General features: G+C 65.7%; 21 protein-coding genes. 8 read left to right on the forward strand and 13 right to left on the reverse strand.

All coding sequences use genetic code 11. From position 1 onward, the window contains the following. Positions 1 to 103: 103 nt before the first annotated feature. From E5675_RS00795 to E5675_RS00840, 10 genes are all read right to left on the reverse strand, one after another. Positions 104 to 331: a hypothetical protein gene (locus tag E5675_RS00795; protein WP_247594735.1), complete on the reverse strand. Its 228-nt coding sequence runs from the start codon at positions 329 to 331 to the stop codon at positions 104 to 106. Positions 332 to 485: 154 nt separating this feature from the next. After that, entirely contained in the window at positions 486 to 2,519 is a 2,034-nt protein-coding gene (locus E5675_RS00800) for a 3-hydroxyacyl-CoA dehydrogenase NAD-binding domain-containing protein (protein ID WP_136173013.1), read from the reverse strand. Positions 2,520 to 2,543: 24 nt separating this feature from the next. Further along, positions 2,544 to 3,746, reverse strand: coding sequence for a serine hydrolase domain-containing protein (locus E5675_RS00805; protein ID WP_136173014.1), 1,203 nt, complete (start codon positions 3,744 to 3,746; stop codon positions 2,544 to 2,546). Positions 3,747 to 3,759: 13 nt separating this feature from the next. Then, a complete protein-coding gene (locus E5675_RS00810) occupies positions 3,760 to 4,563 on the reverse strand; it encodes an SDR family NAD(P)-dependent oxidoreductase (RefSeq protein ID WP_136176276.1) in 804 nt (267 codons plus the stop codon). Next, positions 4,563 to 5,339, reverse strand: coding sequence for an SDR family oxidoreductase (locus E5675_RS00815; RefSeq protein ID WP_136173015.1), 777 nt, complete (start codon positions 5,337 to 5,339; stop codon positions 4,563 to 4,565). The genes E5675_RS00810 and E5675_RS00815 overlap by 1 nt, the downstream gene beginning before the upstream one ends. Continuing rightward, positions 5,336 to 6,403 carry a phosphotransferase family protein gene (locus E5675_RS00820; protein WP_136173016.1) on the reverse strand — a complete coding sequence of 356 codons (1,068 nt, stop codon included), beginning with the start codon at positions 6,401 to 6,403 and terminating at the stop codon, positions 5,336 to 5,338. Before E5675_RS00820 ends, E5675_RS00815 begins: the two co-directional genes overlap by 4 nt. A gap of 157 nt (positions 6,404 to 6,560) precedes the next feature. Next, positions 6,561 to 7,652 (reverse strand): Zn-dependent alcohol dehydrogenase, encoded by a 1,092-nt coding sequence (locus E5675_RS00825; protein ID WP_136173017.1) that lies wholly within the window; start codon positions 7,650 to 7,652, stop codon positions 6,561 to 6,563. A gap of 21 nt (positions 7,653 to 7,673) precedes the next feature. Further along, positions 7,674 to 8,963, reverse strand: a complete 1,290-nt coding sequence (locus E5675_RS00830) for an acyl-CoA dehydrogenase family protein (protein WP_136173018.1) — start codon at positions 8,961 to 8,963, stop codon at positions 7,674 to 7,676. A 110-nt stretch (positions 8,964 to 9,073) separates the two neighbouring features. Then, a complete protein-coding gene (locus E5675_RS00835) occupies positions 9,074 to 10,537 on the reverse strand; it encodes an MFS transporter (RefSeq protein WP_168707772.1) in 1,464 nt (487 codons plus the stop codon). Further along, positions 10,534 to 11,391: an SDR family oxidoreductase gene (locus tag E5675_RS00840; RefSeq protein ID WP_136173020.1), complete on the reverse strand. Its 858-nt coding sequence runs from the start codon at positions 11,389 to 11,391 to the stop codon at positions 10,534 to 10,536. The genes E5675_RS00835 and E5675_RS00840 overlap by 4 nt, the downstream gene beginning before the upstream one ends. 171 nt (positions 11,392 to 11,562) lie before the next feature. On the opposite strand from E5675_RS00840, the gene E5675_RS00845 reads away from it, so the two are divergent. The 4 genes from E5675_RS00845 to E5675_RS00860 all read left to right on the forward strand — a co-directional run bounded on the left by E5675_RS00845 (position 11,563) and on the right by E5675_RS00860 (position 15,360). Then, a complete protein-coding gene (locus tag E5675_RS00845) occupies positions 11,563 to 12,744 on the forward strand; it encodes an acyl-CoA dehydrogenase family protein (RefSeq protein ID WP_136173021.1) in 1,182 nt (393 codons plus the stop codon). A gap of 3 nt (positions 12,745 to 12,747) precedes the next feature. Beyond that, on the forward strand, positions 12,748 to 13,866 hold the full coding sequence (locus E5675_RS00850; RefSeq protein ID WP_136173022.1) for an acyl-CoA dehydrogenase family protein: 1,119 nt from the start codon (positions 12,748 to 12,750) through the stop codon (positions 13,864 to 13,866). 17 nt (positions 13,867 to 13,883) lie between these two features. Then, a complete protein-coding gene (locus tag E5675_RS00855; RefSeq protein ID WP_136173023.1) occupies positions 13,884 to 14,687 on the forward strand; it encodes an SDR family oxidoreductase in 804 nt (267 codons plus the stop codon). 154 nt (positions 14,688 to 14,841) lie between these two features. After that, entirely contained in the window at positions 14,842 to 15,360 is a 519-nt protein-coding gene (locus tag E5675_RS00860; RefSeq protein ID WP_136173024.1) for a hypothetical protein, read from the forward strand. Between the two features lie 10 nt (positions 15,361 to 15,370). Here E5675_RS00860 and ppc read toward each other — a convergent pair whose 3' ends face one another. The 3 genes from ppc to E5675_RS00875 form a co-directional block, all read right to left on the reverse strand. Then, positions 15,371 to 18,049: a phosphoenolpyruvate carboxylase gene (ppc, locus tag E5675_RS00865; RefSeq protein ID WP_136173025.1), complete on the reverse strand. Its 2,679-nt coding sequence runs from the start codon at positions 18,047 to 18,049 to the stop codon at positions 15,371 to 15,373. 63 nt (positions 18,050 to 18,112) lie between these two features. Continuing rightward, positions 18,113 to 18,535, reverse strand: a complete 423-nt coding sequence (locus E5675_RS00870; protein WP_136173026.1) for a YbaY family lipoprotein — start codon at positions 18,533 to 18,535, stop codon at positions 18,113 to 18,115. An 82-nt stretch (positions 18,536 to 18,617) separates the two neighbouring features. Further along, positions 18,618 to 19,184, reverse strand: a complete 567-nt coding sequence (locus E5675_RS00875; protein WP_037553138.1) for an HNH endonuclease — start codon at positions 19,182 to 19,184, stop codon at positions 18,618 to 18,620. A 170-nt stretch (positions 19,185 to 19,354) separates the two neighbouring features. On the opposite strand from E5675_RS00875, the gene gluQRS reads away from it, so the two are divergent. The 4 genes from gluQRS to egtB all read left to right on the forward strand — a co-directional run bounded on the left by gluQRS (position 19,355) and on the right by egtB (position 22,560). After that, complete coding sequence (gene gluQRS, locus E5675_RS00880) at positions 19,355 to 20,218, forward strand: tRNA glutamyl-Q(34) synthetase GluQRS (protein ID WP_210727585.1); 864 nt, start codon at positions 19,355 to 19,357, stop codon at positions 20,216 to 20,218. 9 nt (positions 20,219 to 20,227) lie between these two features. Beyond that, the gene (locus tag E5675_RS00885) at positions 20,228 to 20,452 is read left to right on the forward strand and encodes an HIG1 domain-containing protein (protein ID WP_136173028.1); all 225 of its coding nucleotides are present in this window, start codon (positions 20,228 to 20,230) and stop codon (positions 20,450 to 20,452) included. Positions 20,453 to 20,461: 9 nt separating this feature from the next. After that, complete coding sequence (locus tag E5675_RS00890) at positions 20,462 to 21,043, forward strand: cob(I)yrinic acid a,c-diamide adenosyltransferase (protein WP_136173029.1); 582 nt, start codon at positions 20,462 to 20,464, stop codon at positions 21,041 to 21,043. Between the two features lie 251 nt (positions 21,044 to 21,294). Further along, positions 21,295 to 22,560 (forward strand): ergothioneine biosynthesis protein EgtB, encoded by a 1,266-nt coding sequence (gene egtB / locus E5675_RS00895; RefSeq protein ID WP_136173030.1) that lies wholly within the window; start codon positions 21,295 to 21,297, stop codon positions 22,558 to 22,560. Position 22,561: the final 1 nt, after the last annotated feature.

Consider the following 22,561-nt stretch of genomic DNA (forward strand, 5'->3'; position numbering starts at 1 on the left):
GCCTTACACCCAACCCCGTTCGCATCGAGCGTAGTCGAGATGCGTCCGGCGCTGTGCTGGCGTGTCTCGACTAGGCTCGACACGAACGTCAGGTTAGGCGGGTCTAGTAAAAATCCGCCGTCTCGCCGCCGTCGCGCCGCTCGGTGCGATGCACTTGCGTGGGCGCCCTGCGATCGCCGGTCCTGACTTCGATCCGGCCCTCCACCCGCCGCACCTCGGCGGGCGCCAATATCCGTGCGCGCGCCACGGCGACGGCAGTAGCCTGCGGCGCCGCCACGGGCGCGGCGGCCGGCGCGCTGCCAGCGAGCAAAAGGACGGCGAGGGCGGACATGGCGTGCATGCTCTGCCCTAACGGCAGGTCTTGCCAGCGCTTTAACCCTGAATCGCAAGTTTTCGGTCGTGCCTCCGGCAGCGCGAAAGCAAAAGAAAGGCCGGCTGCCCCACGGCGGGACAGACGGCCTGACTTTTGTAAGCGGCGAAGGGCTTTAGAAGCCCGACTTCGCCTCCGCTTTTTCCTTCAGCAGCGGCGCGACCGCAAATCCGTGCTTCTCGAGCGCCGCGACGATCTTGTCGGTGCCTTCCAGCCCGGCCCAGAACATCGGGCCGCCGCGATAGACCGGCCAGCCATAGCCATAGATCCACACGACATCGATATCGCTCGCGCGCTGCGCCTTGCCTTCGGACAGGATCAGCGCACCCTCGTTGACCATCGGGTAAAGCGTGCGCTCGATGATCTCCTGGTCGGTGATCTCGCGCTTCTCGACCCCCGCCTTGCTGCGGAACTCCTCGATGATCTCGGCGACGCGCGGGCTTTCCGACGGGTTGCGCTTCTCGTCATAGTCGTAAAAGCCCGCCTGCTTCTTCTGGCCCCAGCGGCCCTCGGCGGCGAGCGCGTCGCGGATGCTTTCGATGCGGTTGGGGTCGCGGTGCCAGCCGATGTCGACACCGGCAAGGTCGCTCATCTGGAACGGCCCCATCGGCATGCCGAATTCGACATGCACCTTGTCGACCTGCGCCGGGGTCGCGCCTTCGAGCAGCAGCTTCATCGCCTCGACCTGGCGGGGTTTCAGCATCCGGTTGCCGATGAAGCCGTCACACACGCCAGCGACGACCGCGACCTTCCCGATCTTCTTGCCGATCGCCATGGCAGTAGCGAGCGCGTCGGGCGCGGTCTTGTCGCCGCGCACGACCTCAAGCAGCTTCATGACATTGGCGGGCGAGAAGAAGTGCATGCCGAGCACGTCGCCGGGGCGGCTCGTCGCGGTCGCGATCTCGTCGATATCGAGGTAGCTGGTGTTCGACGCGAGGATCGCGCCGGGCTTCGCAATCTTGTCGAGCTTGCCGAAAATGTCCTTCTTGACGTCCATATTTTCATAGACCGCCTCGATGATCAGGTCGCAGTCGGCCAGGTCGTCGAGGCTGAGCGAGGGGGTGATCAGCCCCATCATAGCCTCGACCTGTTCGGGCTTGAAGCGGCCCTTGGCGGCCGACGCGTCGTAATTCTTGCGCACGACACCCAGCCCGCGGTCGAGCGCGTCCTGTTGCATTTCGACGATCGTGCACGGGATGCCCTTCTGCAGGAAGTTCATCATGATCCCGCCGCCCATCGTGCCGGCGCCGATGATGCCAACCTTCTTGATGTCGCGCAGGGCTGTGTCCTTGGGCAGGCCGTCGATCTTGGCCGCCTGACGCTCGGCGAAGAAGATGTGACGCTGCGCCGCCGACTGGCTGCCGAACATCAGCTTCATGAACTGCTCGCGCTCGAAGGCGAGGCCTTCTTCGAAGGGCAGGCGCGTCGCCGCCTCGACGCAGGCGAGGTTGGCATAGGGCGCCTCGAACCCGCGCCAGCGCTTGGCATTCTTGGCCTTGAGCTGTTCGATCACCGCCACGTCACCGAATACCGCACGTTCGCGCGTCGGGCGCGGGCCGTCGGCGATCTTGGCGCGGGCAAAGGCAATCGCGTCGGCGGCCAGGCTGTCCTCGCCCGCCAGTTCGTCCACCAGCCCCATTTCCTTCGCCTTCGGTGCCGGAACCGGATCGCCGGTCGAGGTCATCGTCGCCGCGGCTTCGACTCCGACGATGCGCGGCAGGCGCTGCGTGCCGCCCGCACCGGGCAGCAGGCCGAGCTTGACCTCGGGCACGCCGAGCTTTGCCGAGGGCACCGCGACGCGGTAATGACAGACGAGCGCGGTTTCGAGACCGCCGCCGAGCGCGGTGCCGTGGATCGCGGCGACGACGGGCTTCGATGCCGCCTCGATGCTGTTGAGCACCGCGTTGAAATCGGGGCCGCGCGGCGGCTTGCCGAATTCGCTGATGTCGGCGCCCGCGATGAAGGTCGCGCCGGCGCAGCGCAGCACGATCGCCTTGACGCTGTCGTCGGCGAGCGCGGCGGTGAAATTATCTTCCAGCCCTTGGCGGACGTGCCAGCTCAGCGCGTTCACGGGAGGGTTGTTGACGATGATGACGGCGATTTCGCCATCCTTTTCCATCGTGACGGAAAGGGGGGTGTCTTCGGTCATGGGAGAACTCCTTGGGTCTAAATGTCAGTCATCAATCGCGGCGTGGATCAGCGTCTTGACCTCGCGCCGCACGGGATAGGTGGAGGAGGGCATGAGCTGGGTCATGAAGACCATGCAGATTTCCTCGACCGGATCGACGAAGAAGCCGGTCGAGAACATGCCGCCCCAGTAAAAGTCGCCCGCCGAGCCGGGAATGCCCGCGCGCGCCGGGTCGAGCGTGACCGCAAAGCCGAGCCCGAAGCCGACCCCGGCATTCTCGTCTTCGGAAAAAATGCCGACGCTATGCTGGGTCAAATCGCCGCCGCCGACAAGGTGGTTCGACGTCATCAGGTCGAGCGTCTTGCGGCTGACGATCCGCACATCGCCATATTTGCCGCCGCCGAGCAGCATCAGGCAGAAGCGGTGATAATCATCGAGCGTCGAGGCAAGCCCGCCGCCGCCCGAGTGGAAGCTGCGATCCTTCGCCCAGCGGCTGCGCGCGCCGCCGTCGAAGCCCTGCATCTTGTCCTTGGGGTGAAAAGCATAGGCGTCGGTCAGGCGGTGCTGCTGGTCGGCGGGCACCTTGAACCCGGTATCGACCATGCCGAGCGGGCCGCAGATGCGCTCTTGCAGCACGTCGCCAAAGGGTTTGCCCTCGATCCGCTCGATCACCGCGCCGAGCACATCGGTCGCCATCGAATAATTCCAGTGCGCGCCGGGGTCGAATTGCAGCGGGATTTTCGCGAGGTCGGCGATGAAGCTGTCCATCGCATAATCGGCGTCGAAATCGTCGATCCGCGCCTTGCGATAGGCGGCATCGACCGGGGTGCGCTCCTGGAAACCATAGGTCAGCCCCGCGGTGTGGCGCAGCAGGTCGACCATGCGGATCGGCTGCGCCGGCGGCCGCGTCAGGAACGGGACGTTGCCACCGCCCGCAACGAAGACGCCGGTGTCCTTGAATTCGGGACAAAATTTGACCAGCGGATCCGACAGCGCGACCTTGCCCTCCTCGACCAGCATCATGAAGGCGATGCTGGTGATCGGCTTGGTCATGCTCGCGATCCGGAAGATTGCATCCTCCTTCAGCGCTTCGCCCGGCCGCGCTTCGCCGATGCACGAGCGATGCGCGATCTCGCCGCGCCGCGACACGAGCGTCGCCGCGTGCGGCAGCCGACCGGTGTCGACATATTTGGCGGCGAGAAAGGCGGGGATGCGGCCCAGCCGCGTCGTGTCGAATCCATGTGTCATGCGTGGCTGCCTATCAGTGCGAGGTCTGGCCAAGCAACTGGCGCGTCACCGGATGCGAGCTGGTGAGGCCGCCATCGACCGCGATCGCCTGCCCGTTGACATAGCTCGCCTGATCGCTCGCGAGGAACAGTGCGACATTGGCGAGCTCCTCGGGCTGCGCCGCGCGGCGGAGCGGGTTGAGCTGACCGAGCTTGTGCGTGACCTCCTTGGCGCGCGCATAGTCGAAGGTCGGCTTGGTCATCCCCGTTTCGGTAAGGCCGGGGCACACCGCATTGACGCGCACGCCGCTGGTCGACAGCTGCTGCGCCGCGACCTTCGCGAGGTTGATCACCCCCGCCTTCGACGCCGAATAGGCGCCGGGACCCGCGCCCGAATTGATCCCCGCGACACTCGCGGTCAGCACGATCGCGCCGCCGCGGCCCTGGTCGACCATCGCCTTGCCGGCGTGCTTCACCATCAGCGCGGGGCCGATCAGGTTGACGCGCAGCGTTTCGGCCCATTGGGCGGGATCGAAATCGAAGATCCCGCCCATGTCGCCGATGATCCCGGCGTTCGCGAAGGCGACGTCGAGTGCGCCGAAATTATCCTTAGCGGCCGCGACGAGCGAGGCGACATCGGCCTCGACGCCCGCGTCGATCTCGAGCGCGACGACTTCGCCGCCGGCATCCTTCACCAGCTTCGCCGTGTCATGCACCGCCGCCGTCTTGTCGCCGATGACCAGCTTCGCGCCTTCGGCGGCGAAGCGCAGCGCGCTCGCGCGGCCGATGCCGCTGCCCGCACCCGTGATGATCGCAACCTTGCCGTCCAACGCGCCCATCATGCGCCTCCCGAAATCGTGGCTCCGCCATCGCACACGATGGTCTGGCCGGTGGTGAATGCCCCCGCCTTGCTGGCAAGGAAGACCGCGGCGCCCGCAATTTCGTGCGGCTCGCCGATGCGCTTCAGCGTCGATGCCGCGGTCGAGCGTTTGAGATTCTCGGGATTTTCCCACAAGGCGCGCGCCATGTCGGTGCGGATCAGGCCCGGCGCGATGCAGTTGACGCGCACGCCGCGCGGCCCGAATTCGACCGAGAAATTGCGCGCAACCTGCATGTCGGCGGCCTTCGAAATGCCATAGGCGCCGATGATCGGCGATCCCTTGAGCCCGCCGATCGAGCTGATGATCGTGATCGACCCTTCGCCGCATTCGAGCATTTCGGGCGCGACCATCGAAATCAGCCAGTGGTTGGACAGGATATTATTGTCCATGATCTTGCGGAACTGGTCGTCGCTGATCCCGAGCCCGGGACCATAATAGGGGTTCGACGCGGCGTTGCAGACGAGCGCGGTGATCTTGCCGAAGACGGCGCGCGTCTCGTTCACGAGGTTCTGGAGATCGTCCTTTGACGAGATGTTCGCGGCGACCGAAATCGCCGTGCCCTCGCCGAACTTGGCGTTGATCTCCGCTGCGGTGGCGTCGCAAGCATCCTGCTTGCGGCTTGAAATCACGACCTTCGCGCCCTGCTCGGCCATCGCTTCGGCGGTCGCCTTGCCGATGCCGCGCGACGATCCGGTGATCAGCGCGACCTGCCCGGTCATGTCGAACAGGCTCATGCGCCGGCCTTTCGTGCGAAGTCCCACGCCTTTTCGGCGAGCGGACGGACGCGTTCGGACATGTCTTTCGCGTGCTGCGACGAGGCGGTGCCTTCGATCACGCGCTTCTTGATGCCCTGGATGATTCCCGCGAGGCGGAAGAAATTATAGGCGAAATACCAGTTCATGTCGGGCACCCCGTCGCGGCCCGTGGCTTGGCAATAGCGTTCGACCATCTCGTCGAGTTCGGGAATGCCGAGCGCCTTGCGATCGAGGTCCGAAACGCCCGAGCGTCCGCCATTCTCGGTGACCCACGCCATCGCGACATAGGTGAAATCGGCGAGTGGATCGCCGAGCGTCGACAGCTCCCAGTCGAGGACCGCGAGCACCTCTGGGCGGTCCTTCGCAAAGATCATATTGTCGATGCGGTAATCGCCGTGGACGACGCTGGTACGCGTCTGCTCGGGCAAGGTCGCGGGCAGCCACGCGATCAGCTGCTCCATCTCGTCCATCGTCTCGGTTTCGGAGAGGCGGTACTGCTTGGTCCAGCGATCGACCTGGCGCCCGAAATAATTGCCGGGTTTGCCGAAGTCGCTGAGCCCAGCCGCTTCGATATCGACGCTGTGCAGCGCAGCGAGTGTATCGATCATCGCCTCATAGGTCGCGCGGCGGTTCTCCGGCGTCGATCCGGGCATCGCGCCATCCCAGATCGTATGGCCGTCGACCATCCCCATCACATAGAACCAGCTGCCGACCACCGAATCATCGGTGCAGAGGCCATATTGGCGCGCGACGGGGAAGCCCATTTTATGCAGGCCTGCCTGCACCTTATACTCGCGATCGACCGCATGCGCCGAGGGCAGCAGTGGGCCGAAGGGCTTGCGGCGCAGCACATAATTGCCCGACGGCGCCGAAATCTTGTACGTCGGGTTCGACTGGCCGCCGGCGAACTTGCCCTGCGTCAGCGGGCCTTCGAAGCCCTCGACATTGGCTTCCATCCATGCGGTCAGCTTCGCCTCGTCGAGCACATCGGCGCCCTCGGGCGCGACGGTGCCGCTGAAGGCCTTTTGCGCGTCCAAGGTCATGCGTTCCTCCCTGCGCGAAGCGTGGGGAGGGGGACCATGCGAAGCATGGTGGAGGGGCCGCCGAAGAAGGAGGCGAGCTGCGCTCGCTGCCCCTCCACCAGCCTGCGGCCGGTCCCCCTCCCCATCTTCGACGGGGAGGATTGGGGGAAATGCGCCATCACTGGTCGAACACGATCACCGACCGTGCGGCGTCGCCCTTTCGCATCTTGTCGAAGCCTTCGTTGACCTTGGCGAGCGAGATCGTCTCGGCGACGATCGAGTCGAGGTCGAGCAGCCCGCGCAGGTAGAAATCGACGAGGCGCGGGATGTCGACGGGGAAGCGGTTGCCGCCCATGATCGCGCCCTGCAGTTTCTTGCCCGAAAGCAGGTCCATTGCGCTGAGGCCGACCTTCTCGGCGAGCGGCATCATGCCGAGGATCGTCGCGGTGCCGCCGCGGCGGAGCGACGCGACCGCGAGGCTCGCCGAGGCGGGACGCCCCACGGCCTCGATCGCATGGTCGACGCCGCCCTTGCTGATTTCAACGATCTGCTTCGCGGCGTCGTCCGATAGCGCATCGACGACATCGGTCGCGCCCAGCTTCTTCGCCAGTTCGCGCTTTTCGGGAACCGGATCGGCGGCGATGATGCGCCCCGCACCCGCGATCTTCGCGGCGTTGATCGTCGCGAGGCCAACGCCGCCGCAGCCGACGACCGCGACGGTCTCGCCCGGCGTCACCTTGCACGCGTTGAAGATCGTGCCCGCGCCCGTCGTCACCGCGCAGCCGATCACCGCGGCGCGGTCGAGCGGCATGTCGGGGTCGATCGCGACGCACGCATGTTCGTGGACGAGCATCGTCTCCGAAAAGGCCGAGAGGTTGAGCATCTGGTTCACCGGCGATCCGTCGGGGCGCGTGATGCGCGGCGCCGATCCCGCCGGCCGCCGCGTGTCGCCGCCCATGCACAAAGACATGCGCCCGCTAACGCAAAACTCGCAGTGACCGCAGAAAGCCGACAGGCAGGTGACGACCGCGTCGCCGACCTTCACCGTGCGTACTTCGCTGCCGACCGCCTCGACGATGCCCGCCGCCTCATGGCCGGGGATCGCGGGGAGCGGGTGCGGATAGGCGCCGTCGATGAAATGCAGGTCCGAATGGCAAAGCCCGCACGCCGCGGTGCGGATGCGCACCTCATGCGGGCCGCAGTCGGCAACGACGACGTCCTCGACGGACAATGGCTTGCCCGGCTCGATCAGGATCGCGGCTTTGGTCACACTATCTCTCCGGTTCTGGTTTTAACGCGAAACGCCGATATCGCCCGACGAAAAACCCGGATCGCTCGCTTCGCTGTGCTTGGCGAATTCGATGCGCGCGATCGCGCGTTCGTGGACCTCGTCGGGCCCGTCGGCAAGGCGCAGGGTGCGCTGGTGCGCATAGGCCTTGGCCAGCCCGAAATCTTCGCTGACGCCCGCGCCGCCATGCGCCTGGATCGCGTCGTCGATGATCTTGAGCGCCATGTTCGGCGCCTGCACCTTGATCATCGCGATCTCGGCCGCGGCGGTCTTGTTGCCGACCTTGTCCATCATGTCGGCGGCCTTGAGGCAGAGGAGGCGCGTCATCTCGATGTCGATGCGCGCGCGCGCAAGGCGATGTTCCCAGATGCTGTATTCGGCGACCTTCTTGCCAAAGGCGACGCGCGACTGCAGCCGCTTCGCCATCTTGGCGATCGCCTCCTCCGCCACGCCGATCGTGCGCATGCAATGGTGGATGCGGCCCGGCCCGAGGCGCCCCTGCGCGATCTCGAAACCGCGCCCTTCGCCGAGCAGCATAGCATCCTCGGCGTTGACGCGAACGTCCTTCAGCTCGATTTCCATATGGCCGTGCGGCGCATCGTCATAACCGAAGACCGGCAGGTGGCGCAGGATGTTCACGCCGGGGGCATTCAGCGGCATCAGCACCATCGACTGCTGCGCGTGGCGCTTCGCCGCGAAATCGGTCTTGCCCATCACGATCGCGACCTCGCAGCGCGGATCGCCGGCGCCCGACGACCACCATTTGCGACCGTTGATCACATAATCGTCGCCGTCGCGCTCGATCCGCGTCTCGATGTTGGTCGCATCGGACGAGGCGACGCGCGGTTCGGTCATCAGGAACGCCGAGCGGATCTCGCCGTTCATCAGCCGGCCGAGATATTTGTCCTTCTGCGCGCGCGTGCCATAGCGGTGGAACACCTCCATATTGCCGGTGTCGGGCGCCGAGCAGTTGAACACCTCGCTCGCGAAGCCGACGCGGCCCATTTCCTCGGCGCACAGCGCATATTCGAGGTTGGTGAGGCCGGGCCCCTCGAACTCGAACGTCTCGTCGACATGGTGGTGCGCTGCGCTGCGCGGCGGCATGAACAGGTTCCAGATGCCAGCTTCCTTCGCCTCGGCCTTCAGATCCTCGACGATCTGGATGACCTTCCAGCGGTCGCCCGCCTTGTCCTGCTCATAATAGGTGGGGACGGCGGGGCGCACCTTGCGCTCGATGAAATCGCGCACCCGGTCGCGCCAATAGACCTGCCGGTCGGTGAGATCGAAATCCATCTCCGCATCCTTCCCTTTACGTTCACGTAAACCTTTGGACCGATTCGGCGGTCTTGCCAAGTCCCGCGGTCCGAAAATTACCTCATTTGGTCATGGCGCGCAGTTTTGGCTCAGGGATGCGCGCCGGTGGCATCGGGTTCGCCGCGCGCCGCATCGTCGAGCAGCGCCAGCCGCGCTTCATGGTCGGCGCGCGAGATCGGGAATTTGCGCATCACGATCAGCCCCAGCGTGCCGATCACCAGCACCGCGAGCGCGTAGCCGAGCGCAAGGTCGCCCAGCACCGTGCCCCCGACCTCGCCGGGTTTGGCGTTCGCCGGGAAGGCGGCAAAGGACAGGATCTGCCCCGCAAAGAAGATGCCGATCCCCGTCGCGCATTTCTGCATGAAGAAATAGCCCGCAAAGAACAGGCCCTCCGACCGCCGCCCGGTCTCTCCCTGCGACGCCTCGACGACATCGGCCATCATCGACGAGGAGAGGATCATCAGGATGATCGAGAAGCTGTTGCCGACGAAGACCAGACCGAAAAAGGCTGGGACGCTGGGCTTGCCCGGCAGGCCGGGGAATATGTCCTGAATCCACATCAGATACATGCCGCTGTTGACGAGCAGCGCGATTGCGCCCGCGAGGATCGCGCCGCCCTTCTTGCCCATCTTTGCCGACAGCGGCGCGACAAGCAGGAAGGCGGCGATCATCGTTCCGAACAGCAGGAAGACGTAAAGGCTCATCTCCGCTCCGGTCAGCTGCCAGAAAAAGCCGAGCAGATAATTGGTCATCGAGAAGGTTATGCCCTGATTGATGAAGGCGAAGAGCGCCGCGAAGGTCAGCCACAAAAAGGCGCGGTTCGAAAGCGTGTCGCGCATGTCACGCAAGACATGGCTGAGCTTCGCCGCCGGCTTCGGCTGGTCGAGGTTCGACACCGCGATACGGCTGTGCTGTCCCGCCGCCGAAAGCAGCACCGCGCCCGCCATCAGCAGCGCGCCGGTCAGCGCATAGGGAAAATAGCCCGCCGGATCGACGAGGCCGAGTTCGCCGTTGAAGAAGATCGCGTAGGCGAGCCAGAGGATCAGCAATCCGCCGCCCCAGCCGAACAAATAGCGATAGCGCATCACGACGGTGCGTTCGTCATAATCGGACGAAAGCTCGGGAACGATCGCGACCGAAGGCACTTCGCACATCGACACGAGCGAGCGGACGATGATCGCAAAGCCGATCAGCCAGCCGATCGTCATCGCGTCGCTCATCTCCGACGGCGGGCTCCACAGCAGCATCCATGCGACCGCAAGCGGGATCGGCGCGAAATAGAGCCATGGCAGGCGACGGCCCCAGCGGCTGCGCGTGCGATCGGTGAGTTCGCCGATCACCGGATCGACGAAAGCGTCGGCGATCAGCGCGACCATGATCGCGAACCCGACGATCCCCGCGTCGAGCCCGATCACCTGGTTGTAGAAGAGCAGCAGGAAGGTCGAAAACCCGTTGTCCTTGACGCCGTATGCGATGCTGCCGAGCCCGTGCGTGACCTTCAGCCAGACGGGCAGGCGTTCGGCTTTGGGTGCCGCGATACTCGCCGCACTCACGCGGCGGCTCCGGCTTTCGCCGCTTCCTCCATTGCGAGCAGGGCGTCGAACATGCCCGGCGTTTCCTTGTCCCACGCATGGCGCTGGCCGATCGTCAGCCCGCCGTCGACGAGCAGGTGGGTGCCCGTCATGAAGGAGCTTTCCTCGCTGGCGAGATAGGCGACCGCGTTCGCGATGTCCTCGGGCTGGCCGCCGCGCGCGACGGGCTGCGCGTTCGCGCTCATCTCGGCGATCACGGCATTGGCCTGCGTCTTGAGCTCGCCCGGAACCTCGAGCGAGGCGGTGAAGATATTGGTGTTGATGAAGCCGGGGCAGATCGCGTTCACGCGGATGCCATATTGGGCGAGGTCGGTCGCCGCGACCTTGGAGAGATGCAGCACGCCCGCCTTCGCCACCGCATAGGCGATAGGCGAATAGCCCGCACCCAATGCCGCGACGCTCGCGGTATTGACGATCGATGCGCCCTTGCGGCCCTTCATGTACGGCGCGGCGTAGCGGATGCCCATCGCGACCGATTTGAGCACCAGATCCATCGTGCGGTCCCAGCCTTCGGGACTGATCTCGTCGATCGGCGCGCGGTCGCCGCCCGCGGCAGCATTGTTGAACACGATGTCGATCCCGCCGGCCTTCTCGGCGGCGGCGTTCATCAGGGCTTCGATATCGGCCGGGACGGTGACGTCGCAGCGCACGAAGTCGATCTTGCCGTTCGATTGTTCGGCGAGCGCTTTCCCGCCCGCCTCGTCGATGTCGGCGGCGAAGACATGCGCGCCTTCGCTTGCCAGTTTCAGCACCGATGCCTTGCCGATACCCGATGCCGCGCCGGTGACGACGGCGACCTTGCCTGCGAATCGCATATCCTCTGCTCCCGTTTTCTTTTGCCACTTAGCTTAGGCGCGAAGCGGCCCCCGTCAACGGCCCTCGACCTTCCGTTACGGCGCCGTAGCGTCGCTTCGGCGCGCCAAGTTGACGCTTGCGTAAAGTAGCGAAGCGGACGTAGATTTGGGGGCAGAAGAGGAGCCAAAAGGATGAGCGAACTGGACGCTTTCCGCACCGAGGTGCGCGAATGGCTGGAGGCAAACTGCCCCGCCGAGATGCGCGAACCGATCCGCGACGAGGATGACGTCTGCTGGGGCGGGCGCAATTTCAAATTCAAGAATGCCGCCCAGAAAGCGTGGCTCGATGCCTGCGTCGCGAAGGGCTATACCGTACCCGACTGGCCCAAACCCTATGGCGGCGCCGGACTGACGCCTGAGCAGACCAAAATCCTCAAACAGGAAATGAAGCGCATCAAGGCGCGCTCGCCGCTCGACAGCTTCGGCATCTGGATGCTCGGCCCCGCGCTGCTGCAATTCGGCACCGAGGAACAGAAGGTCCATTATCTGAACCCGATCGCACGCGGCGAAATCCGCTGGTGCCAGGGCTATTCGGAACCCGGTTCGGGCAGCGACCTCGTCAGCTTGCAGACCTTCGGCGAGGACAAGGGCGATCACTGGGTCGTCAACGGGTCGAAGATCTGGACCAGCTACGCCGACAAGGCCGACTGGATCTTCTGCCTCGTCCGCACCGACAAGACGAACAAATATCAGGGTATCACCTTCATGCTCTTCGACATGGAGAGCAAGGGCGTCACCACCAAGCCGATCTTGCTGATTTCAGGCAACTCGCCCTTCTGCGAGACCTTCTTCGACGATGTCGAAGTGCCGAAGACGCAGTATGTCGGCGAGATCAACCGCGGCTGGGACGTCGCCAAATATCTGCTCGGCCACGAACGCGAGATGATCTCGGGCGGCGGCGCGGGCGGCGACATGCTCAGCATCGGCGGCGCTTTCGCCAAGGCGTTCGGCAAGAATGAAGCGGGCGAACTCGACGACCCGATCCTCCGCGCCGAAATGGCGGCGTTCGACGTCGACGTCTTTGCGTACCGCGCGATGGGCGAGCGTTTCATGGACATGTGGAAGACCGGCCGCGCGCATCCGGCAAGCTCGAACATGATGAAATATGTCGGCACCGAGCTCAACAAGCGGCGTCACGAACTCGTGATGTCGGGCGGCGGAAGCGAAGCGCTCGAATGGGACAGCGAAGAGACCAAGGGCGGCGCGCGCGCGCGCGGCTGGCTGCGTACCAAGGCCAATTCGATCGAAGGCGGGACGAGCGAAGTCATGCTCAACGTCATCGCCAAGCGCATCCTCGATTTGCCCGGAGCCTGACCCATGCCTTTGTATCACAATGACGACCAGGCGATGCTCAAGGACAGCGTCGCGCCTTTCGTGGCCGAACAGGCCCCCGTTTCGCATCTGCGCAAGCTGCGCGACAGCGCCGATGCGACCGGCTTCTCGCGCGACCTCTGGGCGCAGTTCACCGAAATGGGCCTGCCCGGCATGCTGGTGCCCGAGGCGCATGGCGGGCTCGGCATGGGGCATATGGAAGCGGGCATCGTGCTCGAGGAAATCGGCCGCAACCTGACCCCGTCGCCCTTCCTCGCGACCAGCGTCGGCGCGGTCGCCGCGCTCGCGAAGGCGGGCGGCACGCAGGCGGGCCGCTGGCTGCCCGCGATCGCGGGCGGCGAGGCGATCATCGCGCTCGCGATCGACGAGGGCGCGAAGCACCGCCCCGAGCGCATCGCGACGACCGCGACGCGCAGCGGCAACGGTTTCCGCCTCGACGGCAAGAAGAGCTTCGTGCTCCACGGCCATGTCGCGGACATGAGCATCGTCGCGGCGAAGACCGACGGCGGCATCACTTTGTTCGCGGTGCCGAAGGATGCGAAGGGTCTGACTGCCGATCCGCGCCGTCTCGTCGACTCCAGCCTCGCGAGCCATGTCACGCTCGACGGCGTCGAGGTCGATGCCGACGCGGTGATCGGCGAGGTCGATGCCGGCGGCGAGATCCTCGACGCGCTGCTCGCTGCGACGCGCACCGGTGCCGCCGCCGAAATGGTCGGCGTCGGGCAGGGCGCGATGGACATGACGGTCAATTACCTCAAGGAACGCAAGCAGTTCGGCAAGCTGATCGGCGAGTTCCAGGGCCTCCAGCACCGCGCCGCGCATCTCTATGGCGAGATGGAAGTCGCGCGCGCGACGGTGATGAAGGCGCAGCAGCTTCTCGACGAAGGCAGCGAGGGCGCGAAGCTGATGGTCTCGGTCGCGAAGGCCAAGGCCGGCCGCGCCGCCAACCTCGCGGTGCGCGAAGGCGTCCAGATGCACGGCGGCATCGGCATGACCGACGAATATGACATCGGCCTCTACATGAAACGCGACCGCGCGCTCGCCGAATATATGGGCGACGTGCATTACCACATCGACCAGGTCGCTCGCATGAACGGCTATTGAGCCGGGGGAGAAAACACATGAATCTTCAAGAAATGTTCGGTCTCGATGGCCGCATCGCGCTCGTCACCGGCGGCTCGCGCGGCATCGGCAAGATGATCGTCGAGGGCTATCTCGCCGCGGGCGCCGCGCGCGTCTACATCTCGGCGCGCAAGAGTGCGCAGATCGAGGAAGCCGTCGCCGATTTCGAAACTCGCTATCCGGGCAAGGTCATCGGCCTGCCCGTCGACCTGTCGACCGTCGAAGGCTGCCGCGCGCTCGCCAAGGAACTCGAAGCGCGCGAGGAACGCCTCGACATCCTCGTCAACAATGCCGGCGCGGCATGGGGCGAACCGTTCGAGGGTTTCCCCGAGGCGGGCTGGGACAAGGTGATGGACATCAACGTCAAATCGCCCTTCTTCCTGACGCAGGCGCTCCACGGCCTCCTCAAGGCCGGCGGCAGCGCCGACCGCCCCGCAAAGGTCATCAACATCGGTTCGATCGATGGCCAGCGGCTCAACCCGTGGGAAACCTACAGCTACCACGCGTCGAAGGCGGCGATCCTCTACCTCACCAAGCGCATGGCGGCGCGGCTGGTCACCGACAACATCATCGTCACCGCGATCGCGCCGGGCGCTTTCCAGTCGGACATGAACAAGGCGGCGCGCGACCATGGCGACGCGGTGGCAAAGAGCATCCCGGTCAAGCGTATCGGCGTGCCCGAGGACATGGCGGGCGCCGCGATCTTCCTTGCGTCGAAGGCGGGAGACTATGTCGTCGGCGACACGATCACCGTCGACGGCGGCTTGGTGCACGGCGATTTGAAAACCAGCATCGACGCCTGACTTCCCTTTTCTCGTCATGCCGGACTTGATCCGGCATCCCGCTTCGTAGCGTCGAATAGCGGGACCCCGGATCAGGTCCGGGGTGACGAAAGAGGAATTTGACTCGCCTGTCTCGAAGGTGTATTACATAACTAATGCACCAAGGAGATTGTCCATGCGTCTCGCCTTCCTGATTCCCCCGATGATGCTCCTCGCCGCCTGCGGCTCGGAAGAGAAGAAATCCGGCGAGGGTACCGAAGTCTCGATCAACGCCGGCGACGAGCATGGCGGGGTCCAGATCCGCACCGGCAAGGACGGCGGCAATCTCAAGATCGGCGGCGACGGCGCGGCGATCAACATCGACATCCCCGATTTCGTCGACCTCGATATCGAAAGCGACTTCGATATCGACGGGGTCAAGCTCTACCCGGGCAGCAAGGTCACCAAGGTCGACGTCGATGCGAACGACACGAATGGCGCCGAGAAGGCGACGGTCAAACTCGGCTTCACCTCGCCCGCCGCGCCGACCAAGGCGGCCGACTGGATGGCGGGCGAGTTCGCGAAGAAGGGCGTCAAGGTCACCCGCACCGGCGACACGCTCGCGGGCAAGGACAAGGACGGCGCCGACTTCCGCATCAACTTTGCCCCCGACGGCGCGACCGCCAAGGGCGAAGTGGTGATTACGAAGGTCTGAGCGCGGGCGCTTATCCGCTGTTCCGAAGCGCGGTCGCGATCGCGTTGATCGTCAGCTGGATACCCTCTGCGATCCGCGGGTCGGTCTCGCCCGCGCGATGCCGCTTCATCAGCTCGATCTGGAGCAGGTTCAGCGGCTCGATATAGGGCAGCCGCAACCGGATCGATGCCTCGAGCGCCGGGTTCCTTTCGAGCAGCCGCGTCTGCCCGGTGATCTCCAGCAGTCCGTCGTGCGCGCGGTTCCAGCCATCCTTGATGCGGCCGAAGATCGCGTCATGCCCGTCGACTTCGCTCGCCAGCTCTGCATAGCGCGCCGCGATCCCCATGTCGGACTTCGCGAGCACCATTTCCATATTGCCGAGCAGCGCGGCAAAGAAGGGCGAGCTTTGCGCCATGTCGGCGAGCAGCGCCTTGTCGCCGAAGCCCGCGAAGGCCTCGCCGGTGCCGTACCAGCCGGGCAGCATCGTGCGCGCCTGCGCCCAGCTGAACACCCAGGGGATCGCGCGCAGATCCTCGATCGCCGTGCTCTTCTTGCGGCTCGACGGACGCGATCCGATCTTGAGCGTCGCAATCTCGGCGATCGGCGTCATCGCGCGAAAGAAATCCTTGAACGCCGGCGTACCATAGACAAGGTCGCGGTAGGCGGCGAAGGCGGTGTCCGATAGCGCGTCCATCGCGGCCGTGAAGTGCTCGCTCGCATCGCCGCCCAGGCTCTCGGGCTCGAGGCTCGCGAGCAGGCTCGCCGACACCATCGCCTCCAGATTGGTCGCCGCGCTGTCGATCGTGCCATATTTGGCGGCGATCACCTCGCCCTGTTCGGTGATGCGGATGCGGCCCTGCACGGTGCCCGCGGGCTGCGCGCGGATCGCGGCAAAGGCGCTGCCGCCCCCGCGCCCGACCGCACCGCCGCGGCCGTGGAACAGCTGCATCGCGGTGTCGGCCTCGTCGAACACCGGCGTCAGCGCCTGCGATGCCTGATGCAATCCCCAGGTCGAGGTGAAATAGCCGCCGTCCTTGTTCGAATCCGAATAGCCGATCATCACTTCCTGATGCCCGCGCACCCCGACCTGCGGGCCGATTTCGGGCATCGCGAAATAGCGGCGCATGATGTCGGGCGCGCGGCTCAAATCGTCGATCGTCTCGAACAGCGGCACGACCATCAGATTGCTGGCGCCCGCGTCGGTGCCGCTCCGCCACAGCCCGCCTTCGCGCGCGAGGACATGGACCTCGAGCAGGTCGGACAGGTCCTGCGCCATGCTGATGATCCACTGGCAGATCGCGTCGTTGCCGAGCCGCGCGCGCACGTCGGCGGCGGCATGGACGATCGCAAGCTCGCCCGCGGTTTCCTCGCTCCACTCGTGCCACGGTGCGGCGAGCGGCCGGTCGCTCGCGAGTTCGGCGGTGAGCAGCGCGACGCGCGCCGCTTCGTCCAGCGCCAGATAGTCGGCGCACACGCCCGATACCGCCAGCAGTTCGGCGAGCACGCGTTCGTGGACCGCGCTATTCTGCCGCATGTCGAGCGTCGCAAGGTGAAAACCGAACACCTCGACCGCGCGGATCAGCCGCCCGAGTGCGCCGATGCCCGCAAGCTGCCCCTTGCCGCTCGCCGACAGGCCGTTCGCGATGGTGACGAGGTCGCGGCGGAAATCGGCGGGGGTGGCATAGGCCTCGCCCTTCAGCGCGGCGGGGCGCGGCGGCGCCTTGCCGGTGATCGCCAGATAGGTGGCCGACAGCCGCGCATAAATTCCCGACAGCGCGCGGCGATAGGGTTCGTCGCCGCGGCTCGGCGCGGCGTCGCCGCTCGCTTCCGCCAGCGCTTCGACCGCCTCGGGCACGGGCGCGAGGCTCGACGACACCGACAGCTCGGCGCCGAGCGCATGGACCTGGTCGATGTAGTGGCCGATCACCGCCGCGGCGTTGCGCGACGTCGCTTGTCGCATCGTTTCGGCGGTGACGAAGGGATTGCCGTCGCGGTCGCCGCCGATCCAGCTCCCGACGCGCAGGAAGCTCGCGGGGCGCTGCCCCAGCTCCTTTTCCCAGCGCGCATAAAGCTTGGGCACCACGGGCAGGAAAACGTCGCGCAAATAGGTCAGCGCATTGTCGATCTCGTCGGCGACGAACAATTTCTGCGTGCGCAGCGGCCGCGTTTGCCACAGCAGCACGACCTGCCGCCGGATCGCGTCCTCGATCACATCGCCCTCGGGCGTTTCGTCGAGCCCGGCATCGCGCATCCGCATCAGTTCGGCGACGCGGTTCTTGTGGTCGAGCACCGACTTGCGGCGCACTTCGGTCGGATGCGCGGTGAGCACCGGCGCGACGAGCGAGGCGCCGAGCAGCGCGGCGACCGCGTCGTCGTCGATCCCGTCGGCCTTCAGCTTTTCGAGCGCCGCCGCGACGGTCGCTTCGGGTTCGGCGGCGACCCCCTGCCGGTCCTCGGCAAGGTTGGCGAGCATCGAAAACAGCATGAAGCCGCGCACGAAGGAAATCGTGTCGTCGAGGCTGAGCGCATCGAGCCCCGGATCGATCGCCTCGGCCCCCGCGATGCCGCGGTGCCGGTCGACGCTCGACGAGCGGATATATTCGGTCTGGCGGAACAATTTGTCGCCGCCATAGGCGCGGATGACGTCGCCGAGGATCCGCCCCAAATAGCGGATGTCGGGATTTTGCGAGATCTGGATCGGTGGGCCCATGCGCCGCTTGCTGCACCTGCGAAGGTGCAGGGTCAAGCGGCGCATAGCTATGCGCCTATAAGATCAGTTCGTCTTGACGAGGGTCAGCATGCCCAGATCGATCGCGCGGCGGCCATCGAACGTAACAGAGTTGCGCGTATCGGTGATGAACATCAACCTGCCCGACGCATCGGTGATGCGCGCGGACACCGCATAGCTGTGGCGCGGATCGAGCGGGCGCTGGTCGACCGTCAGCGAAAAGGCAAAGGGCACCTGCCGCCCGTCGGCGGTGAACGCTTGCCGCGCGATCGTTGTCGACGGCGCATCGGCCAGGCTGACGTCGGCAAGGGTGATTTCGACCTGCGCCGTCGGCGGCAGCGCGACGCGCTCGCGATAGGTGATGCTGCCGGTGACCGACACGGGCTGTTCGGCAGGAATGGTGGCGCAGCCGGCGAGCAGGGGGGCGGCGATCGCACCCGCGGCGAGGATGCGGTTAATGCGAACCATGATGTTTCTCCTTTTTCGATGATCGGCGGGCGCCTAGTGCCATCGAGGTGAACCCATGCTGTCGCGCATGCCTACGCGCCGTTCAGCCTTCGAGTTCGACATCCCAGTACAGCCAGTCGATCCAGCTTGTATGGAGATAATTCGGCGGGAAGGCCCGCCCATTGTCCTGCAACTGCCAGCTCGTCGGGCGCCACGGCTGGCGATAGAGCGGCATATGCGCCTGTTGCGGGGTGCGGCCGCCCTTCTTGAGGTTGCACGGGGCGCAGGCGGTCGCGACATTTTCCCACGTCGTCCGCCCGCCCAGCCGGCGCGGCACGACATGATCGAAGGTCAGGTCCTTGCCCGACCCGCAATATTGGCACGCGAAACGGTCGCGCAGGAACAGGTTGAAGCGCGTGAAGGCGGGATGCTCCGACGGCTTCACATATTGGCGGAGCGCGATCACGCTCGGGATCGGCATCGTTCGCGTTGGCGAATGGATTTCGCGTTCGTAATTTTCGACGATGGTAACCCGGTCGAGGAATACCGCCTTCACTGCGGTCTGCCAGGGCCAGAGGCTCAGCGGATAATAGCTCAGCGGCGTATAGTCTGCGTTGAGGACGAGCGCCGGACAGCTATCGGGATGCCGGGCAAGATCGGGATGGAACATGGCTAGATAACGCTGCCCCCATTGCTTCACGGGATGGCGCGCCACTGCCTCCCGCGCGTGACACTGTCATTACATGCCCTATCAGATTCTGCCGTCAAGGGGCTTCTGTCCGCAAGATATGGAATGATTCGCTTTGACTCGATACCGCATATGGATTCATGGGCAGGACGATGTTGACGCGTTTTGCTCCGAGCCCGACCGGCGAGCTCCACCTCGGCCACGCCTATAGCGCGGTGCTCGCGCATGCCGCCGCGCGTTCGGCCGCCGGGAAATTCCGCATCCGCATCGACGATATCGACGGCAGCCGGTCGCGCGAGGCCTATGTCGCGGGCTCGCTCGCCGATCTCGACTGGCTCGGCATCGACTGGGACGGCGATCCCGTGCGCCAGTCCGACCGGCTCGGCAGCTATGCCGCCGCGCTCGATGACCTCCGCGCGCGCGCCCTGGTTTACCCCTGCTTCTGCACCCGCGCCGACATCGCGGCCAGCCTGTCGGCGCCGCACGGGCCCCCAAATGGACCGTCCGGCGCGATCTATCCCGGCACCTGCCGTACCCTGCCCGCGGGCGAACGCGACCGGCGGATGGCGGCGGAACCCCATTGCTGGCGCCTCGACATGGCGCGCGCAGTGGCGGCGGCCGGCGATCTCGTCTGGGAAGAGCAAGGGCAGGGGCTGCGCGCCGCCGATCCCGCCGCGCACGGCGACATTGTCCTCGCGCGCAAGGATGCGCCCGCGAGCTATCATCTCGCGAGCACGCTCGACGACGCCGGCATGGGGGTGACGCATGTGATCCGCGGCGCCGACCTGATCGCCTCCACCGACGCCCACCGGCTCTTGCAGGCGCTGCTCGGGCTACCCGTTCCCCTTTATTGCCACCACGCGCTCGTCTGCGGCGCGGACGGCCAGCGGCTCGCCAAGCGCGACGCCGCCGCCGCGCTGAAGGCGCTGCGCGAAGCGGGCGTCGACGGCCGCGCGCTCGCCGCCGATCTCGCCGCCGGCCGGCTTCCTGCTGGCTATTCGCTCCAGAAGCCCTAAATAGGGGCTATGGAAATCCTGCTCGTCCTTGGCGTCGTGATCGCCGCCGGCTTCGTCCTCTTCTCGCTCGCGCGGGGGCTCTTCTATTTCTCGCAGGGGCACAAAGCCCAGCAGGATGGGACCGTGCGCGAAAATCAGATGATGCAGAACAAGATGATGATGGCCCGCGTGAAATGGCAGGCGATCACCATCATCCTGCTCGTGCTGATCGGCGTTTTTGCTGCCGGAAGCTAAGGCCCGGCGATGGTCAAGCTCAACAAGATCTACACGCGCACCGGCGACGACGGCACGACCGGCCTCGTCGACGGCTCGCGCATCGCCAAGTCCGACGCGCTGATGGCGGCGATCGGCGACGTCGACGAAGCGAACAGTGCGATCGGAATCGCCGCCGCGGCGCTCGACGCGACAAGCTACGAAGCCGCGATGCTGTCGCGTATCCAGAACGAGCTCTTCGACCTCGGCGCCGACCTTGCGACCCCGCCCGACATCCAGTTCGGTTTCGGTCCGCACGACATGGCGCTGCGCATCGTGCCGAGCCAGATCGCGCGGCTGGAGGACGAGATCGACGCGATGAACGACAATCTCGCGCCGCTCAAAAGCTTCATTCTGCCCGGCGGGGCCGAGGCCGCAGCGCGCCTCCATCTCGCGCGCGCGGTTACGCGCCGCGCCGAACGCGCGGGCGTAGCGGCTGGGGCGGCGTGCAAGCTCAACCCGCTTGCGCTCGCTTATCTCAACCGCCTGTCGGACCATCTTTTCGTGCTCACGCGCCACCTCAACGCCGCCGCGGGTGGCGACATCCTCTGGAAACCCGGCGCGACGCGCTGAAAATCCTCTCTGCGGCAGGGCCGTGGGGGACCTTCGGCACAGCTTATGGCGGAGGGGGCTTTGACGGCAGAATTTCGTCACCCCGGACTTGATCCGGGGTCCACCGCTACCTCAGAAAAATGGACGTCGGATCAAGTCCGGCTGGACGAGGGGGGAGCATTGTTCCCTAAATGTTCTAGACTTTGCCGCATGCTGTAACCATAATCGGGTGAACCGCGAAACCGAATCGCTCCCCGGGGAATTGTCACAGCATGGCCAGCCGCACCGACGCTTCGACCCGCACCGACCCGATCGAGGCGCTGACCCGCCGCTTCGCCGCGACGCGGCGCCTCTCGCTCGATCTCGCGGGGACCCTCTCCGACGCCGACGCGAGCGCGCAGTCGATGCCCGACGCCTCGCCCGCCAAATGGCATCTCGCGCACACGACGTGGTTTTTCGAAACCTTCATCCTGCGCGACCATGTGCCGGGCTATGGCCTCTTCGACGATCGCTATCCCTTCCTTTTCAACTCCTATTATGAAGCCGAAGGTCCCCGCCACGCCCGCCCGCATCGCGGCCTGCTGACGCGCCCCTCGCTCGACGACGTGCGCGTCTGGCGCGCGCATGTCGATGCCGCGGTCCAGACCGCGCTGCCCGACCTTCCGGCGAGCGTGCTGGCGCTGGTCGAGCTCGGCATCCATCACGAGCAGCAGCATCAGGAATTGCTGCTCACCGACATCAAGCATCTTTTCGCGCAAAATCCGCTCGGCCCGGCGGTATGGGACGCGCCGATCGCGAATGAAGTTTCCCGGTTTTCCGCCATGAAATGGGTGAAGGGCGCCGAAGGCATCGTTTCGGTCGGCCATGACGGCGACGGCTTCGCCTTCGACTGCGAAGGCCCGCGCCACGACGCGCTGCTCACCCCGCACGCGCTCGCGACCCGCCCGGTCAGCAACGGCGAATGGCAGGAATTCATCGCCGACGGTGGCTATCACACCCCCTCGCTCTGGCTCAGCGACGGCTGGACGTGGGTGCAGGCCGAGGATGTCGGGGCGCCCGCCTATTGGCGGGACGGGCAATATTTCACCCTGTCGGGCTGGCAGGATATCGACCCCGCCGCGCCGGTGACGCACATCAGCTTCTTCGAGGCCGACGCCTTCGCCAGTTGGGCCGGCGCGCGCCTGCCGACCGAACAGGAATGGGAAGCGGCGGCCGCGGGGCTCGATCCGCGCACGGGCCAGCAACTCGACGCGGCCGGCCCTGTCCAGCCTGCGCCCGAACATGGCGACACGGACCTGCAACAGATGTTCGGCAGCGTATGGGAATGGACCGGCAGCGCCTATCGCCCCTATCCGGGCTTCCGCGCCGCGCCGGGTGCGGTCGGCGAATATAATGGCAAGTTCATGAGCGGCCAGTTCGTGCTCCGCGGCGGCAGCTGCGCGACCCCGCGCGGTCATCTGCGTGCTTCCTACCGTAATTTCTTCTACCCCCACCAGCGCTGGCAATTCACCGGCCTGCGCCTCGCGAAGGATCTTTGAC

It is taken from the genome of Sphingopyxis sp. PAMC25046, from assembly GCF_004795895.1.
Lineage (GTDB): Bacteria > Pseudomonadota > Alphaproteobacteria > Sphingomonadales > Sphingomonadaceae > Sphingopyxis.